Annotated in this window: 11 protein-coding genes and 1 pseudogene; 4 read left to right on the forward strand and 8 right to left on the reverse strand. The window is 67.1% G+C overall.

The features are described 5' to 3' along the window. Positions 1–401: 401 nt before the first annotated feature. Both LXT13_RS26715 and LXT13_RS28885 read left to right on the forward strand, forming a co-directional pair. Positions 402–3011 (forward strand): TonB-dependent receptor, encoded by a 2610-nt coding sequence (locus tag LXT13_RS26715; RefSeq protein WP_255719759.1) that lies wholly within the window; start codon positions 402–404, stop codon positions 3009–3011. After that, positions 3008–6352 carry a response regulator gene (locus LXT13_RS28885; RefSeq protein WP_233375383.1) on the forward strand — a complete coding sequence of 1115 codons (3345 nt, stop codon included), beginning with the start codon at positions 3008–3010 and terminating at the stop codon, positions 6350–6352. Before LXT13_RS26715 ends, LXT13_RS28885 begins: the two co-directional genes overlap by 4 nt. Positions 6353–6641: 289 nt before the next feature. On the opposite strand, the gene LXT13_RS26725 is transcribed toward LXT13_RS28885, so the two are convergent. After that, positions 6642–7955, reverse strand: a complete 1314-nt coding sequence (locus tag LXT13_RS26725; protein WP_349254873.1) for a chloride channel protein — start codon at positions 7953–7955, stop codon at positions 6642–6644. Positions 7956–8666: 711 nt separating this feature from the next. On the opposite strand from LXT13_RS26725, the gene LXT13_RS26730 reads away from it, so the two are divergent. Then, positions 8667–9035, forward strand: a complete 369-nt coding sequence (locus tag LXT13_RS26730; protein ID WP_233375384.1) for a DUF1428 domain-containing protein — start codon at positions 8667–8669, stop codon at positions 9033–9035. Between the two features lie 108 nt (positions 9036–9143). Here the strand turns inward: LXT13_RS26730 and LXT13_RS26735 are convergent, their stop codons facing one another. Further along, complete coding sequence (locus LXT13_RS26735; RefSeq protein ID WP_233375385.1) at positions 9144–10328, reverse strand: Kelch repeat-containing protein; 1185 nt, start codon at positions 10326–10328, stop codon at positions 9144–9146. Positions 10329–10413: 85 nt separating this feature from the next. Between LXT13_RS26735 and LXT13_RS26740 the strand changes: the two are divergent. Further along, positions 10414–10749: pseudogene (locus LXT13_RS26740) on the forward strand (IS110 family transposase); the annotation flags it as partial. 224 nt (positions 10750–10973) lie between these two features. On the opposite strand, the gene LXT13_RS26745 reads toward LXT13_RS26740, so the two are convergent. From LXT13_RS26745 to virB11, 6 genes are all read right to left on the reverse strand, one after another. Then, complete coding sequence (locus LXT13_RS26745; protein ID WP_233375386.1) at positions 10974–11225, reverse strand: hypothetical protein; 252 nt, start codon at positions 11223–11225, stop codon at positions 10974–10976. 218 nt (positions 11226–11443) lie between these two features. Then, positions 11444–12553: a DUF1173 family protein gene (locus LXT13_RS26750; RefSeq protein ID WP_233375387.1), complete on the reverse strand. Its 1110-nt coding sequence runs from the start codon at positions 12551–12553 to the stop codon at positions 11444–11446. Between the two features lie 4 nt (positions 12554–12557). Continuing rightward, complete coding sequence (locus LXT13_RS26755; protein ID WP_233375388.1) at positions 12558–13697, reverse strand: LPD7 domain-containing protein; 1140 nt, start codon at positions 13695–13697, stop codon at positions 12558–12560. Then, positions 13690–14367: an OmpA family protein gene (locus LXT13_RS26760; RefSeq protein ID WP_233375389.1), complete on the reverse strand. Its 678-nt coding sequence runs from the start codon at positions 14365–14367 to the stop codon at positions 13690–13692. The genes LXT13_RS26755 and LXT13_RS26760 overlap by 8 nt, the downstream gene beginning before the upstream one ends. A 12-nt stretch (positions 14368–14379) precedes the next feature. Continuing rightward, positions 14380–16395, reverse strand: a complete 2016-nt coding sequence (locus tag LXT13_RS26765; protein WP_233375390.1) for a type IV secretory system conjugative DNA transfer family protein — start codon at positions 16393–16395, stop codon at positions 14380–14382. Then, on the reverse strand, positions 16392–17477 hold the full coding sequence (gene virB11 / locus LXT13_RS26770) for a P-type DNA transfer ATPase VirB11 (RefSeq protein WP_233375392.1): 1086 nt from the start codon (positions 17475–17477) through the stop codon (positions 16392–16394). Before virB11 ends, LXT13_RS26765 begins: the two co-directional genes overlap by 4 nt. Positions 17478–17480 lie beyond the last annotated feature (3 nt).

The raw sequence follows: 17480 nt of genomic DNA on the forward strand, positions 1-17480 counted from the left end.
CCCGCAAAGCGTGCGGGCACCAGTTGCTCGGCGCGTACGTCGAGCGCGTCGACGTCGTCTGGACGCGTGCTGCCCAGGCGGCCGTGTGACCGAGAGCAAGCGCCGTCTGAATGCCGTGGGCCGTCGAGGCCAGCACACCCGAAGAAGTCGGGAACGGCAGGGTCGAAGCCGACGACCGGGGAGCCGTCGGTACCGAAGACGCGCGGACCAGCCAGCGGTGGTGCGTTCGGAGCACGATGCAGCCGGGGACGGTCTCGAAGCGGTACACGGCAAAGGCCGCATCCGGCCCCCCTGAGATTCGGCCCAGCTCAGTCGTGTTTGGACAGCCATGACCACGGGTTGAAACCATGTCCCGAACGGCTTTTGAACGCTACAGTCCCCCGCAGGAGGCTGAAAGCACCATGCCAACGCACCCTGGAGCTCTGCGCCGCGGTGCCCACCCGGACGTGTGGGCGGCTTGGGGTTTTGCCCGATCGGCGGCGGTGGCCGTCATCGGATCGATAACGTTCTCCAGCACTGCGCGCGCGCAGTCGGTCAGTGCGCTGCCCTCGGTACTGGTCCAAGGCAGCCGCGCAAGTCTCGAGTCGGCGGACAGGCGGCGTCGCATGGACGTCGACATCGTTGATGCGGTCGCCGCCGGCGACATTAACAAGTTGCCAGACGCTAGCGTGGGTGATGCGCTGCAGCGCTTGACCGGCGTGCAAGTGCAACGTGACCGTGGCGAGGTGTCGAGCTTCGCGGTGCGTGGGCTGGTCCAGGTGGAATCGCTGCTCAACGGGCGGGAGATCTTCAGCGCCGGCGGCGCTCGCACGCTGGATCCCTCCCTTATTCCGTCTGAGATGCTGGCGGGTATCGATGTCTGGAAGACCTCAGCTGCGTCGCGCCTGGAAGGCGGCATTGGCGGCACCGTGGACCTGCGCACGCGCCGTCCGTTGGACTTCCCCGGGCCGATGACGCTGCTCTCGTTGCGGGTCCCTTATGCGGAACTCGCAGCGCGTGGCACGTTGCAGGGATCGCTCTTGTGGAGCCGGCGCGAGGCTGTTGGTGAGGGTGTCGTGGGTCTGTTGTTCAATGCGGCGCAACAGCGGCGCGCTTTCCGTGAGGACCAGAAGAGCACCGGCGCCCCGACGCTGCGAAGCGATCTGGTGCCCGGCATCGCCGTCGTGGCACCGGCCGGCAGCACCGAGAGCGCGAGCCAAGGCTGGAGAACGCGCCAGGGTGCCAGCGCCTTGCTGCAGTGGCAGCCTGGGCCGCACGCCGAGTTGCTGGCCGAGCTTCACGTCGCCGGCCTGCGCACGCGGCAGGACACACTGCAGGTCAACGCCGGTGCAGGCACCGGCTTCGAGCCCGGCAGCGTGGCGCTGTTCGACGGCAGCCGGGAGCTGCGCCGCGTCACGTGGACCGATGCGCCGGTGACGATGCTTGGTTTTGCGCGCGATACGCTGGGCCGTACTCGGCAGCTGGCGATCACGGGTTATTTCGATGACGATCGCGGTCGCTGGTCGGCCGATGCCAGTCACTCGCGCGCCCGCGACGAGCTGTTCTTTTCCGGTCCGGTACTGGCTGGCCGCGCGGCCCGCTTCACGCACGACCTGGCGTCGCGTGTGCCTAGTACGACGCTCGACGCCGGACTGCTGGACCCGGCCCATCTCGCGTTCACATCGCTGGCATATCGGGTGCGGCCCTTTGTCGGCGAGCTGACGGCGCTGCGCATCGATCGCACGCTGCATGTCGATGCCGGCGGACTTGAGCAACTCGCCTTCGGTTGGCGCGGCGCCTGGCGTCGCGCCAACAACGGCAGCGGCTTGGTGTTCGGCGATGTAGGTCTCGTCGGCAAGAACGCCGCGCAGCTGCCGGACCGCACGCAGCCCTATCCGCTCCGTCACTTCCTCGACGGCCACAGCGTCAGCATCGACCAGGTGATCATGCCCACGCTGGCCGATGCGCGTGACCCGGCCGGTCTGCGCCAGGCGTTCGGCGTCAGCACTCCGCTGCCGACAGATGGGGCAGCGCTGGGCACCTGGCGCATCGCCGAGCGCAGCGACGCGCTGTACTTGCAGGCCGACGGCCGCCATGGTGCTTTCGACGGACACGCGGGGCTGCGCGTCGTGCGCACGTCGCTGATGGCACGGGGGGCGCAGTCCCAGCCGTCCAGCGGTGGCGTGGTGCCGCGGCAGGACGATGCCCACACGACCGACACGCTGCCCAGCCTGGTGCTGCGCTGGCGGGCCAGCCAGAGCTTGCAGTGGCGGGCCGCGTGGTCGCGCACGATCACTCGGCCGGGCTTCGACCAGCTCTCGCCGTCGCTCACGCTGCTGCCCAACAGCGTGAACGCGGCGCTCAACACCGGCGCTGCGGGCAACCCTGCACTGCGGGCGGTGCGTTCGAGCAACGTCGACCTGGCCGTCGAATCAGCGCCGGGTCTGCCCACCGCGTGGTCGGTGACGGCGTTCTGGCGCCACGTCGACGGGTTCATTGCCAGTGCCAGCCAGCCGGAGTCGCACGATGGCGGGGTGTATCAGGTGACACGGCCGTACAACAGCGATCCGGCGCGCGTGCGCGGCGCCGAGTTGGCCGGACAGTGGTTTGCCGACGAGTGGTTGCCTGGTGCTGGCCTGCGCGCCAACTACACGCTGGTGGCCAGCCACACGCCCGACCGTCGGCTCGGATACGAGGTGCCGCTGCAGAACCTCTCGCGCCACAGCGTGAACCTCATCGGCTCTTACGAACGTGGCCCCTGGAGCGGGAGGCTCGCCTGGAACTGGCGCAGCCGCTTCCTGTCCGGCAGCACCAGTGGGGTCGGCATTGGCGCGCTGCCCGTCTACTCGCGCGCCTACGGCTGGGCCGACGGCACCCTGGCGTGGCAAAGCCCGGGTGGACTGACGCTGTCACTGGAGGGGGCGAACCTGCTGCGTACGCTACGGCTGTCCGACTACGGCAGTGCCACCCTACCGCAGAGCGCCTGGGTCAATGACCGGCAGTGGACGCTGGCCTTGAGCGTGTCGCTGTGAGGATCCGTTTTCGCCTTGCGCTCGGTAGCCTGCTCGTCGGCCTGCAACTCGCGGTCCAGGCGCTGCCGCTGCCCGATTGGCGGCGCGAGGCCGACGCGGTGCGCGAGCTGATCGACAACGATGCGCCCGGCGCTTTTCAGCGCGTGCGCAGACTGGCGGGCGAACTGCCGCCGGACGCGACGCCCCCGGATCACGTACGGGCCCTCACGTTGCAGGCGCGCGCCGAGATCAACCTGGGCCTGACCGAGGCCGCGGATGCCACCATTGCACGCGCCACCGAGACGGCCCGTGCGGGCGGCGACGTGGTCGGCGAGGCAGAGTCGGCGCTGATGGCCGCGATCAACGCGGTGAATCAGGGACGCATCGATCGCCTGGTGGACGCATCGACGCGCGCCGTCTCGCTGATGCAGGGCCAGGGCCCGCCCGAGCTGCTCAGCGAAGCGCTGCTGCGTGTGGGCACGATGTACGGCCGCTTCGGCCAGCTTGAGGACCAGATTGCGGTCGCCGTCCAGGCCATGGAATTCGCGCAGCGCGAGCGCCACCCGAGGGCCTTGGCATTCGCCCACCAGGGCATGGCGATCGCCTTCGACATGACCGGACGCGTGGACGAGGCCATGCAGCACTACCAGCAGATGTACGAACAGTCGCGTCGCGCCCGTTCCAGACTGCTCGAAGCGACCGCACTCCTTGGGATTTCCGGCATGGAGCGCCATCGCAAGAACTACGCTGCGTCTCTGGAAAAGGCAGAGCAGGCACGCGAGATGCTGCGCCAGTTCGGTTCACCGTTCGCGTACAACTTCGCCGTCTTCGGCCTGGCGGACCTGGCGCGCGAACAGGGGCAGCAGGTGAGGGCGCTGGAGTTGCTCGACGAGGTGCTGCGCGGCTACGGTGAACACCCTAACCGCATCGGCGAGTGGTTCGCACGCACGGCGCGCAGCCGCGTCTACGAGGCGCTGGCCAGGCCGGACGCGGCGCGCCGCGAGGCCGAGCAGGCGTACGCGCTGGCCCGGGCGATCAACTTCCCCCTCTACCTCAGCAACAGCGCGCGTCGCATGGCTGAGATCGAGGCGGCAGCGGGCCATCACCGCCGTGCCTACGAGCTGTCCATCGAGGCCGTCGACATGACCGCGAAAGCCGCACGCGAACGTTCCAGCGTTCGCGTCGTGCAGCTGCTGCAGCGTTATCGTGACGAAGGCCGTGCGCGCGATCTCGCCGAGCTCACACGGCGCAGCGAGCAGCAGCAGGCCCAGCTGGCGCAGCAGGCGCTGCATCAGCGCTGGCTGTGGACGCTGGTGGGCGCCACGGTGCTGATGCTGGCTGCCACGCTGATCTTTACGCTACGGCTTCGGCGTAAGCGCGAGGAGGTGAATGCGCTGGCAGAAACACTGGAACTGCGTGTACAGCAGCGCACGGCCGAGCTGCAGCAGGCGCAGCAGATGGCAGAGGCCGCCACGCGTGCGAAGAGCGAGTTCCTGGCAACGATGAGCCATGAGATCCGCACGCCGATGAATGCCGTGCTCGGAATGTCCTGGCTGGCGCTGCAGACGGAGCTGGACTCACAGCAGCGCAGCTACGTCGAGCATGTGCATCGCGCGGCGGAATCGCTGCTGGTGGTCATCAACGACATCCTCGATATCTCCCGCATCGAGGCCGGCCGGCTGGAGCTGGAAGACATCCCTTTCTGCCTGGGCGACGTCACGGATCGTGTTGCCGGGCTCATCGGCATGCGTGCGGCAGAAAAGGGTCTGGAGCTGCTGTTTGAGCTGCCCGCCACGCTACCGGCCCAGCTGGTGGGGGACCCGTCCCGCCTGGGCCAGGTGCTTCTGAATCTCGGGAACAACGCGGTCAAGTTCACCGAGCGTGGCGAAGTGCGCCTGCGCGTGGCCGAGCGGGAGCGCGACGGCGATCGAATGCTGCTCGAGTTCGAGGTGGCGGACTCCGGCATCGGCATCGACCCCGAGGCCGCACGGCGGCTGTTTCAGCCGTTCGCGCAAGGTGATTCGTCCACCAGCCGCCGCTACGGTGGCAGCGGGCTGGGGTTGGCGATCTGCCGTCATCTCGTGCGGCTGATGGGCGGCGAGATCGGGCTGGAGAGCACACCGGGTGTCGGCAGCCGCTTCAGCTTCACCGCCTGGTTCGGCGTGCAGGCCGGGCCGCGGGAGTTGCAGGTGCCGCCGGTGCTGCTTGGCGCGCGCGTGTTGGTGGTGGACGATCACGCAGGCACGCGTGACTTGCTTAGCCGCTTCGCAGCAGGGTTCGGTTTCGTGCCTGACACGGCCTCCGAGGGGCTGCAGGCGCTGCAGATGGTCCAGCGGGCCGACAAGGTGGGCCGTCCCTACGGCCTGCTGGTACTGGACTGGCGCATGCCCGGCGTTGATGGCGTCGAGCTGCTGGCACAGCTGCGACGCGCGCGGCTGCGCAGCTCGGCACCGGCCGTGTTGATGGTCACCGGCTTTGGCCGTCACGAGCTGGAGCAGCAGCTGGCCGCGCGGCAGCTGCACGCCGACGCGCTGCTGGTGAAGCCGGTGACGCCTTCGAGCTTCCTCGAGGCTTGCGCCGCGGCCACCGGTGCGCCGGTCGAACACCCGCGACGTGACGACTTGCGGCGTGAGGCGTTGCTGGCACATACCGAGGCCTTGCGTGGTGCGAAGGTGCTGCTGGTCGAAGACAACCCGGTGAATCAGGAACTGGCGCGGGAACTGCTGCAGCGCGCTGGCGTGCAGGTCGAACTGGCCGAGAACGGCCAGCAGGCGCTGGACCGCGTGGCGTGTGAACGATTCGACGCGGTGCTGATGGACTGCGAGATGCCGGTGCTCGATGGCTACGAGGCCACGCGCCGCCTGCGGCAGCGCCCAGAGCATCTGGCGCTGCCGGTGATTGCGATGACAGCCAACGCGATGGCGGGCGACCGCGCGCGTGCGATCGACGCCGGCATGAACGATCACGTCGCCAAGCCCGTGCGAGTGGAAGCCTTGTACGGCACGTTGGCCCGCTGGCTTGGACGTGGCGCCGAGGTGGCTCATTTGGACCACCGAGCGGCGCTGACCGCACTGTCGGGCGATGCTGCCCTGTACGCGCGGCTGAAGACCATGTTCCGGGACCGCGAGCGAGGTTTCGCGGAGCGTTTCCGCGAGGCGATGTCTGACGGCGACACCAAGGCACGGCTGCGCCTTGCTCACGACTTGAAAAGTGAAGCCGCGACGTTGGGTGCGTCCGAGCTCCGGGATGCTGCAGCTGCGCTCGAAGCGGCTATCGTCCGCGGCGCTCGGGACGCCGAACTCGCGCCGTTGCTGGATGCGGCCTTGCATGCCCTGGACAAGGTGCTGAATGAAATTGGGTGAAATAGCTCGCCGAATCTCAGCGTTCGTTGTTCCGAGCGGCCGGACCAGTTCTGGGCGAGTGACTTCACGTACGCCCCGACCTGGCAGGGCGTCCTCCTTGCACCGCACCGCGTTGATCGACTGCGAGCGCTCGAGACTGGCCGAGTCGTGGGCGTCAATCGTCGCGGTGGGCCGCGACGGGGCCATCAGTCGCTGTCCGCGAGGGCTGATTGAATGCGGGACCGAAGGTAGGGTTGGGACGGGATCGCAGTCAGGATCGGGAAATGGCGCCGTCGCTCATGGCATTGGGTCAATGGCGGGCGGGAGGCGACGTTGAGTCCAACGACTTCGGCGGCTCTGCATCATTGGCAGGGCTCCCGGTCAGCCGGGCAAGCTGGGCGTGCATCAAGGAGGTGTACAGCGGCCGGCTGATCCAGCGGGACACCAGGCTCGCACCCAATGCCGCGGCCATCAGCGTCAGCACCATGGCGTGACCGTCCACCATCTCCATGACGATGACGAACGCGGTGAGCGGCGCCTGGGTCACTGCGGCGAGGAAGCCGGCCATTCCCAGCGCGATGAGTGCCGAGGAACTCCCCTCGAACCCGGCGAAGACGGCCACATCAACGCCCAGGCCCGCGCCAATGGCGAGCGAAGGGGCGAAGACGCCACCGGGTACACCAGACCACACGGCCAGCCAGGTCGCGACGAAGCGCAGCGTTACGTACAGCAGCGGCAGGTCCGTGTGGCCGTCCAGCAATTGCTTCGTGTACTCGTAGCCGCTGCCGAAGGTACTGCCCCCGCTGGCCCAGCCGATCACGGCGATACCCAAGCCACATGCGCCGGCAAATGCTACCGGGCGAGCCTGACGCCAGCGGCCCGTCCGGCTGCTGGTGTCGGTCAGCGAAGCATGCAGCAGTCGCGAGAACAACCCGCCGAGCGCACCGCTGGCGAGCGTCACGAGCAAAGCAGGGAACAGGAAGCCGGGCGCGAGCGCCGGCACGCGGATGACGCCGAAGTAGGTTGAGTTGCCGAACGCCGACACCGCCATGAGGCCCGCGAGGACGATGCCCGCGATGATGAGGCCGCTGTTGCGCTGCTCGAAGCGTCGGCTTAGCTCCTCGATGGCGAACATGATGCCTGCCAGCGGCGCGTTGAATGCCGCTGCGATGCCGGCGGCGCCGCCGGCGACCAGCAACCCGTGGGTCGAGACCGGTGCCCCCTGCGGCATGTACCGGCGCGCGTGGTGCATGACGCCCGCAGCGATCTGCACTGAGGGGCCTTCGCGGCCCATGGCAAGCCCTCCCAGCAGGCCGCCGGCGGTCAGCACGGCCTTCGCGATGCTCAGTCGCAAGGACACGAACATGCCCCGCTCACGGTCACCCACACTTGGATCAAGGGCTGCCATGACCTGGGGAATGCCGGAGCCCGTCGCTCCAGCCGCGTAACGCCTCGTCACCCACACCAGCGTGGCCAGACAGGCCGGCGTCCAGAGGAAAGGCAGCCACCACGCATGGGCCAATCCAATTCCGAAGGCCGACAGCGCATGCTCGCACAGCCAGGTGAAGCTCACCACGGACAGCCCCGCCAGCGCCGCAAAGGTCAACACAATGAGGCGACTCATCCAGATGCGCCAATCACCCAAATCGTCACGGATGGATGCGACGACATTGGGCTGAGTGTGATGAGGCTTTCGCGGCGAAGGCTGCACGGGAGTCTTGGCAGAAGAGTGTTCGTACAAATGTATATTCTTGGCTCACATCGAGATCGACAACTCGGCGGTCGAGTTCTGCACCCTTGTCGAGAAGAGCTGGTGCTGGTGACCAGGGCCGGCGCTTGTCGGGATGACGGGGGCCACTGGCTACCGGCGACGACTGCAGCAGAGCTTGCCCAGCCGATGCGCGACACCTTCGCAACTCAGGGCGAGATGTGCAGGAAGTGAGGAGCCTGCGCAGCAGGCTCAGTGTGCGAGCGCCGGCTGATGACGCTTGCCGAACTACGGCAGCTTGGTCTGATCGAGAACGTTGGCCTCGGCAACATGACAGCCTTACAACCGGCCGAGTGCGGGCACCCCGATTGCCGAGGTTCAGCACCTTTGCAAACTGGCGCCCCGAAGGTGCTCAGGGGACCTACGGCGCTTCCTTAGAAAGGGTCGGAGCTTCGCACCGTCCGCAATGGCTTTGCCAGCTCGAAAGCCCAGATGTTGAGAGGTTGCACAGAACATTCCCAACGGATTGGTTTCGTGAGCTTGTCGATTTGGGGAGGCGCCGACCGTCGACAAGTGCGGCAGCTCATCGGGCGGGCCGCGTCCTCAACGTGACTCAAGGAGTGATTGATGTCTTACATCGATGGATTCGTGATTGCAGTCCCTACTGCAAACAAGGAGAAGTTCGTCGCCCATGCACGGCATTTCGATGCCCTGTTCATCGAGCTGGGCGCGATCCGCGTGATCGAAGGGTGGGGCGACGATGTTCCCGATGGCAAGGTCACCGACTTCCGTCGCGCTGTTCAGGCGACCGTCGAGGAGACCGTCGCCTTCTCATGGGTTGAATGGCCGGACAAGGCCACACGCGACGCCGGAATGCAAAAAATGAGGGAAGACCCTCGCATGGATCCGTCCAACCCCGAGAACCCACCGGTGCCGTTTGACGGAAAGCGAATGATCTTTGGCGGCTTTGAAGCGGTGGTTGAAGTCAAGGCTTGACCGGCTCCCATGTGGAGCGAAGGGACTGTCGGCCATCGATCACGGCCGGACGGGATGGCTTGCTATCGTCACAGTGCCAGCGGCCACCGGGTGACTGTGGGGCGCCCGTCACTCGAAGATCTCCGCTGACGGGATCGCCTGCCCGTCCGTGCCGGTGCCGCCCAGGATCAGCACCTTGCCGCTGCGCAGTACGGTAGCCGTGTGCGAATGGCGTGCCACGAGGAGCCGAGGGCCCGCGGCGCGCATGGCGCTGCGCAGGTCCAGGATTTCGGTTGTGTCCAGTGCCTGACCCTGCATGCCGCCGCTCAGCAGCCAGCGCCCATCCGTCAACAGGGCGCCGGCGAAACGGGTGCGCGGCTGCGCTAGGTCCAGTGGCCGGGTCACGGCCTTGGTGGCTGCGTCGCAGCGCAGCACACTGCCCAGTGCCGCGGGCACGTTGCTTCCGTCGTCGCCGCCCGCGATCCAGATGCCGTTGTCCATGGCGGCGGTGACGGTCGCGTTGGCACGGGCGCCGACGTCAGGTGTCGGGACGACCGTGAAGCGCCTGCGCGCCGGGTCGTACAGCTCGACAGGTGCCGGCTGGCCGTTTTCCGCAATGCCGCCGACGATCAAGGCGCCGCCGTCGGCCGTGGCGATGGCCGCGTGTCGCGAGCGCGGCACGTTGAGGCCGCCGGGCAGCAGCGTGAAGCTGCCGGTCCCTGCGTCGAAGAGTTCGACCGTGCCATCGGGCGACGTGCCAACGCCAATCGCATTGCCATCCTCCGTCACCGCCAGCAGGCCGCCGGCCAGCAACACCGTGCCATCCGCCAGGCGCGTGGCCGTTGCTCCGATGCGGTGCGAGTGTGGTTGACCCGGGGTCGCGGCCACCGCCAGGGTCCGGGCGTCGATGCGCACAGCCGCCGTCGCTGCCGACGATGGGAACCCGCCGATCAGGACCGCATCCCCGTCCGGCAGCGTGGCCACGGCGCCGCCTAGGGGGCCCGCTGTGCCCAGCAGGCCCGCCTTGGAGAACTGCTCGGTCTGCGGATCGAAAACGATCATCTGGCGCGTCACCAGACGGCTTTCGTCAAGCCCGCCAACGATGAGCACGCGCCCGTCGGGCAGCGAGACGGCCGCGTGCTGCGTGCGTGGAAACGGCAGTTCGATATGGCGCAGTGTGTTTCGGTAGACGTCAGGCTGCTGTGGCGCAGCCGGCCCGGGGGCGCCCGAGCCGCCGCAAGCCGCCAGGGCGATCGTTCCCCCCCAGCAGGAGGAGGCCGCGACGCCGCGTTCTCGACGGAAGTGGGCCTGCAAAGCGTGTCATCTTGGGAACTCCGATTGATCTGCTACAGCGTTGTGATCGGCAACGCGGGAGCAAAGGCGACACGGCCCGCCGCAGGCCCGGCAGATGAAGCACTCGCGGGACTCAGAAGTGACTTTCAAGCGATCCGTCCGGCCGCGCTCATGGGCTACGGGTTGCTGCGTGCGGCATTCCGGCCGGTGGCCGAAGTCTGCGCAATCCGCGCGGTGGCCAGGCAGCTCGAGGTGCTGCTGACCAAGCAGGCGAGCTGGGTGCAGCGCATGCAAGAGTCACTGGTGCAGATGAACATCCAACGCGCCGAAGTCATCACCGATGTGATGGTCCAGACCGGCCAGGCCACCATCCGTGCCATCGTGGCCGGAGAGCGCGAATGCGAAGGTGTTGGCGAGTCACCGCCAGGAGCGCATTGACGCGCTGCTGCACCTCACAGTCTGGATGGCGGTCTCTGTTCCCGAACGCGAACAAGGCCGGCCAGCCCGGCGCGACATAGTCATCCAACCGAGAGATCTCTGCCCGTGACCTTGCTAGCAGCCAGCCTCAGCACATGCAGCGCGTAAGCATCGGCTATTGGCTGCGGTTTGATGGCCAGGTAGCGCCCGGCGCCGCCGCCCGCAGGGCGCACCGGGGTAGCTTGTCGCTCACGCTCGTGCGTGCAGGCGTGCTTTGTTGCGTAACTGAGCGCAGATGTTCTCGCCGGTTGTGGTCAGCTTTAGGCTACCGCCTCGCCAGGTGAGCCAATCGCAGTCGACGTACGCGTTGATCGCCGTCTCCGAGAGCAGATCAGCGCGGCGCTGGATGAGGAGCTCTACCGTCTGCTGAAACGCGGCACGAAACGGGTCCGGTCGCGTCGCGACGAGGGCTGACGGCTTATCGGTCTTGCTACGGCTCATGCGGTCCTTTCAAGGTGGCCCAACTGCACCTCCACTGGTGACTAGCAAGTTGCGCGCCTGCGAGTCCGTCACGCCGGTCACCGCTACGTCATCGTGTTGCATGAGCATCAGGCCGATCCGCATGTACACCTGACGTCCCGCACGGGTGAGCGTGCGCACAATTTGCAGCCTATGGCCGGCCTGAGGACCAGGCGGCGTAGCGATCGGGGCCTTTCGGCTCAGCAGTAGACAGGTTGCGCTCGCTCCCCTTGATCAGTCAGCGTAAGACTCGGAAGCCTTGTGCTTCGGCTGAGGTCGTAGCGCAGGATCTTCTTGAACGCACGCCCTTCGAGGACCAGCCTCTCCACGAGTTGCTGCTCGACGACGGTCTCGACGGGAAGCCACTGCTGCGTCACCGGCATCAGCGAAAGTCTTGAGATGGTGGGGACGCCTACGCTTGTGACGGCGAAGCTGGCGATCATCATCATGCGAACACGTTCGGACGCGCCCCAGAGGCCGAGTTCCTCGGCGAATCGCCTCTCCATGCGGCCGTACAAACGGGCGTCCAGGGCGAAACCAATGTCGGGCACGTGCTTGACCAGTGCATGGAAGCCGTGCCGGGCCGGTTCGATGGCCTTCACTTCGGCGATGACGAGCTTCAGTGCCTGATGTTCCCGCTGAAGCGCGGGGGGGCGTGACCAGCACGCGGACCTGCGCAGACGGATCCCGTCCAGGTCGTCGGCTGAGAACGGCTCCGGCACGTACAACCTGCCGGACAGCGGCTGTCCCCCCACGATGCTCTGCTGGGCCGCCTGCTGGAGCCGGAGCCGAACGGTCGCCCAGCTTCGCTTCCGGTCGAAGCCTGGGTGCCACCGAGTCAGATCCGCTCGGTCCCAGAGGTGATGCAGCAAGCCGCGGAGCGAAAGACCACGCTGCCGTGAGGCCGTCTCGCTCGCGTCGATCGCCGTCGAAGTTCGCTGAGGTTCCCGACCGTTGCTCGTGGCCAGTGAGAAGTCCAACTTCAGCGTGGTCAGCCCCGTGGTCGGATCTTCACGGATCGCCGTGCCGAGAAGAGATTGGAGGCCGGAGCCGTCAGATGCCGGCTCGAAGTGCGGACAACTCGGCGCGTGCTGGTGGCCGGTGTCCGGCATTCGCTTGACGACGAAACCATCGTTCAGTCTGGCGACGTAGGTCTCAAGGCCGCCAGGCACGCAGATGCACCTCGGGCGTTGCTGGGATGCGTGCGCGCGCGCGATGGCTTCGGCGAACCGAGGCGAACGCCGAACGTACTGCTCGCCTGCGATCTCGTAGACAGCGGCTTGATCTTCATCGAGCTCGAGATCGGACACCATGTCACCTCAAAAGCGCGGGGACTTGACGGTCCCTCACCCGACCGGGCTCCGGCGTCTGCGGCTGCGTCGGTCGCTGAGGTTGAGCCGCCTTGTCATATACCTTCACCGCAGTCGTCTGCCCGCGACGTGCGAGCTCCGCCAGCTTCTGCTCGGCCACGGCCAGTACGGCGTTCCGCTTGGCTTGCGACACGCCTTTGTCGATCAGCACCGCCTCCATGGCCGCCATCACGGCTTTGCGGCCGCCACTGCCGCGCGCTGACCCCTTTGCTGTCGGCTGGGAGCCGCTGTCGTCAGCATCGTTGCGCGTGGGCTCGATTCGATTGGTGAGCCGCGCCTGTTGTTCGCGCCGCAATACGTCCAGGTCGACCGGATTTGGCTCGTAGCCAACGGCCTTGAGACCCCGGACGGAGGCCTCGAGCCAGACCAGGCGTCGGAAGTCCTCACTGCCTGACACCCGGAGTCCGCCCCAATTGCGCGTCTGTGCGACATCGACCATCGAGCGGGCGACGAAGGGGCTGTTGATGTCGGTCGCCAGTTTGAACATGGACTCCGTGAAGGCGATCCGCGAGCTGTCCCCCCTGAAACGGTATTCCCTGTGTCCGACGATCACCGGACCGGCGGAGACTGGTGCGCGCTTGATGATGTAACGCTCCTTCAGCGATTCCTCGAGCTTGGCAACGAGTGCCTGCCGTTCGGCCCGCAGGTCGATCTTGGCCAGTGCCTGCGCATCGGCCTGGCCCTGCTGCTTGGCGTCCTTGTCGGTCTGCGCGGCCAAACTCCCTGGCGCTCCGTGGGTCTCGCCTCTGGCCGGCCCGGGATCCGATGGTCGCTCGTGTCGCGCAGCGAGAGTGGTGCCCCGTCGCCATTCGTCGCCGACTTTCTTGATGGCTGTTCGACTGCCGTCGGGCGCGATGATGGTGAACCCGCTGCTGCCCAGCTCATCGGCCTTCGCGATGGTCGCCTCGAGGGACTTCGGGCGGTAGACCACTTGCGCGGACGGGTCTCGCAGTTCATAGCGTTCCGCCGCGACCTCTGCCGGCGGCTGAACCTTCTGGTTCGCAACCGCCGCGCGATTGGCGGGCTCGACGACACCACCCGGGGTTGAGCTGCCGGTGGCAGACGGCGTGTTGCCCTTAGCCATGGTGGTCCCCGCCTGCCGCGGAGTCGCCCCGGCGTGCCAGCTCCTTCGCAGCAGGCATGGCGCGGTAGATCTCGATCTCCACGCGACGGTTGAGTGCGCGCCCTGCAGCGCTGGCGTTGTCGGCGACGTGGTCTCCGGCGGGCTGGTAGGTGGAGCGGATCCGGGAAGGATCGACGCCCGCAGTCACCAGAAACTCTCTGACAGCCGCGGCCCGCTGCCGTGCGATGCGGGCCTCCGCGGGAGTGTCGTTGTCGCCGTCCGTCCGCCCGCGCAAAAGGACCAGAGGTGCCGCCTTGGCTTCGTCGATCAACGAGGTGGCCCGGTCGGGCGCCAGGTCGAAGCGAGAGCTTCCGTACTCGAATTGGACGGTGTAGATGCTGTTGGCCTGCGGTGGCGGCCGGTCACGTCGGTGCAGATCCGCGAGCGCTTGCTGATGCGCCGTGATGCTGGCGAGCGTCGCTGCCGATGCCTGCGCGCGCCGAGTGTTTTCGGTGGCCAGCAGCCGCGTGTTCTGCAGCTCATTCCTGCAGACCTGCAGATCCACCGCCATGGCGGTGTTCGCGGGCCGCTTGCGCGACTCATCCACGGCTGGCGGCTTGGGTGGCGAGCTGCAGGACACCAGCAACGCCAAGGGCAGCATGAAGGGCGTGAGGGGGATGCGCGTTTGCATGGCGGGTCTCCATCAGGAACGGGTGAGCTCGAATTCCGGTCGGCCTGGGTCTGCGGCGTGCTGCTCGGGGAGCAGCACGCCGTCGTCGTCGGGTAACGGTTCCACCGCACCATCGTCGACCGCACCTGAAGGCGGCTCTGCGGCGAAGAACCTCAGGAGGTTCTCCGCGAGCTTGTCAACCGACTCGTCGAGCGCGTCTGGAAGCTCCGAGAAGTCGTGGGCGAGCTGCTTGATGTGCAGTCCCTCTCCGTCGGCCAGCTCGTCGGCGGCTACGCGCCAGCGTTGCTGCACTCGCGCCAGGTGGAGGTCCAGGTTCATCGCAGGCACAGCCGGCGCCGGCATGAGCCGGTCCTTGAACGCCCTTTCCCGGTGGTAGCGGATCTTGTCTGCCAGGATGGGTTTGCAGTTCTCCATGACGATCACCTCGCGCTCGATGCCCAATTCTTTGAACTCCTGAGGCAACAACAGCGCGCGGCGTTGGTCGCTGTCGTTGCGGCTGACCGTCGTGTGACCGTGGTTGCTGAACGAGCGACTGCGTCCGCGCGAGGTGGCCTGTTCCGTGAACGTCCCCAGCATCGCGCTGTACTCGTCGGCATCGCGCTGCTCTCGCGGCGCGAACAGGATCTGCAGGCCGTGGTTCGTCGCGAAGGTCCTGGCTTCCTTCTCGCCATAGACCGCGTCGAGCTGGGACATCGCTTGCACGACGGTCAGCAGACGCAGGTTGTAGCCGGCCAGAAAGGCGGCCGCGTTCGTGATCACGCTGACCCGGCCCATGGCGGTGAACTCGTCGTTGACGAGCAGGCACTGGTAGCGCAGTGTCGGGTCCTGCTCCGGCAGGTGCCGGGTGTTCAGGCTCACCAGCTGGGAGAAGAAGAGATTCAGCAGTGGCTTGGCGGTGGCCAGGCGGTTGGGCGGGATGCGAACGTAGATGGACATTCGGCGCCGCCGGACATCAGCCAGAGAGAAGTCATCCGCGCTGGTCGCTGCGTCGACGATGGCATCGGCAAACACCGTCAGCGGGGCGTTGAACGTCGCGACGATGCTGGACAGCGTGTTGTCCGAGTTCGACAGCAGCCGCCGCAACGCGTCCGTGCATTCCTGGGAGAAGGGACGGCCCGCTTCGTTGCGTGACGCCATGAGCTCGGCCAGGTGGGCGTTCAGGGGCCGGCCTTTGCCGGAGGATTGGCGCAGCATCTCGCCGACCGTGCGCGGGAGCTCGGGCGACTCCAGCAACAGCAGGCCCAGGCCGAGGAAGAGGTTGCGGGCCTGATCATTGAAGAAGGCCTCCGACGACGTGCCACTGCCATCGTTCGGGAAGAAGACTTGACCGATCGTCAGCAGGTCGCCGACGCGGTGCAGTTCGCTGGTTCTGACCGCGCTCAGCGGGTTCCATCGGTGACTGCGTCCTTCTTCGTTGAAGGGCGCAAAGGCATAGACCTCCTGGCCCTGTGCGGCGCGGTAACCCGCTGTGATCTCGTAGTTCTCTCCCTTGACATCCAGCGTGACCGCCGAGTCCGGCCAGTTGAGGAGGTTGGGAACCACGACGCCCACGCCTTTGCCGCCGCGCGTGGGCGCTGCCAGCAGCACGGACAGCTGGCCTCGGAGGGACAGGAACCGCCCGTGGTGTTTTCCGACCAAGATGCCGGGCCCGCCGCCAGCGCTCAGGCCCGCGCGCGCCACCTCGGCCGGCGTCGCGAACCGTGCGGCACCGTGCAGCGGACGCCGCTGCTGGGTCGCGGCCAGCAAGGTCAACGGCAATGCGACCAGGAGCCCACCGGCCGAGACCGCGATCGACAGCTGCAGCTTCTTCCGCTGCTTGGTATCGCTGGCGTGGAGCCGCCAGTAGCCTGTGATGCTTGAGAACCCAGCCTGGGCGGGATTGGACTTGTTCAGCAGCAGGAACAGGACGCCGGACAGGTAGACGGCTGCACAGGCGAGCCCTGCGTAGCCGGCCGCGCCGAAGAGGATGGCGGCGGCCTTGCGCTTGGTCGACCAGGGCGCCGAAGGCAGGGCGGCTGCAGCGCTCATAGCAGTGACCCCTGGCGGTCGTCCGCGCGACCCATGCGTAGCGCGCGCGGCTCGTAGTGGATCTCGGAGATGAAGCGGCCGTGGTCGTCCCGGTCGAACTGGACAACCACGTCGACCACCAGGTGCAACAGGCGCTGGATCTCGTCCATCGTCAGGCCGCCGCCGGCGCCCGTCTCGCGGATCATCAGCGCCATCTGCTCGAAGGCCAGTGCGCAACTGCCGGCGTGGACGCTCGTGATGCTTCCGGGGTGTCCGGAGGCGGCCAGGCGCACGAAGTGAAAGCACTCGTCGCCGCGGACTTCCGCGAGGAAGATGCGGTCCGGCTTCATGCGCAGGCAGGCTTCCAGCAGCGACTTCGCCGTCACCCGCGCGGTTCCCTGGCCATCCTTGCTGTAGAACAGATGGACGACGTTGACGTGGCTGGGCAGCGTCAGCTCGGCCGTGTCCTCGATCGTGATCAGGCGTTCGTGCTTCGGGACCTCTTCAATGAGGCCTTTCATGAACGTGGTCTTGCCGGACCCCGTTCGACCGCTGACGACGATGGTCTGGTGCCGGCGCACGGCGAGGCGAAGGAAGTCCGTGTAGCGTCGCGCCGTCTTGAGCTGCATCAGTTCGAGTTCGAGCAGCTGGCCATGGCGGTCCGCTCCGACCCGGTCGGTGAGATGGTCGAACATGCCCTCGCGCTCGAAGTCGTCCAGCCGCTTGATCAGCTGCGTGGGCTTGCGGATCGTGATGGAGACGGTGTCGCGCGACACGGCTGGCGGGATGGCGAACTGGATGCGCTCGCCCGTCGGCAGCGTCGCCGACAGCAGCGGCCGCTCCTGGTTGATCTGCTGGTCACAGTAGGTCGCCATGGCATTGGCCAGAGACAGGCAGCGCTCCATCGTGAGGGCCGGTGAAGGGACGGTGTGCCATCCGTCGACCGCCTCGATGAAAAGTTGGCCGGGCGCGTTGACACAGACCTCCATGACGCCCGGCGCGTCCAGCAGCTCCCGGAGCGGCCTCAGGAACTCCACGACCGACGTGGCATCGCCGCGCCAGCCTTGGTCGTCGCAGGAAGGATCGGGCCTGTCGGTGTCCACCGC

Source organism: Pelomonas cellulosilytica (assembly GCF_021353265.1).
In the GTDB taxonomy this organism is placed as follows: domain Bacteria; phylum Pseudomonadota; class Gammaproteobacteria; order Burkholderiales; family Burkholderiaceae_C; genus Pelomonas; species Pelomonas cellulosilytica.

What these genes read in the sequence shown, in the direction of transcription:
- LXT13_RS26765 (WP_233375390.1), bottom strand. Translation starts at nt 16,395, where the DNA reads ATGAGCGCTGCAGCCGCCCTGCCTTCGGCGCCCTGGTCGACCAAGCGC.
- LXT13_RS26760 (WP_233375389.1), bottom strand. Translation starts at nt 14,367, where the DNA reads ATGCAAACGCGCATCCCCCTCACGCCCTTCATGCTGCCCTTGGCGTTG.
- LXT13_RS26745 (WP_233375386.1), bottom strand. Translation starts at nt 11,225, where the DNA reads ATGAGCCGTAGCAAGACCGATAAGCCGTCAGCCCTCGTCGCGACGCGA.
- LXT13_RS26725 (WP_349254873.1), bottom strand. Translation starts at nt 7,955, where the DNA reads ATGAGTCGCCTCATTGTGTTGACCTTTGCGGCGCTGGCGGGGCTGTCC.
- LXT13_RS26755 (WP_233375388.1), bottom strand. Translation starts at nt 13,697, where the DNA reads ATGGCTAAGGGCAACACGCCGTCTGCCACCGGCAGCTCAACCCCGGGT.
- LXT13_RS26730 (WP_233375384.1), top strand. Translation starts at nt 8,667, where the DNA reads ATGTCTTACATCGATGGATTCGTGATTGCAGTCCCTACTGCAAACAAG.
- LXT13_RS26715 (WP_255719759.1), top strand. Translation starts at nt 402, where the DNA reads ATGCCAACGCACCCTGGAGCTCTGCGCCGCGGTGCCCACCCGGACGTG.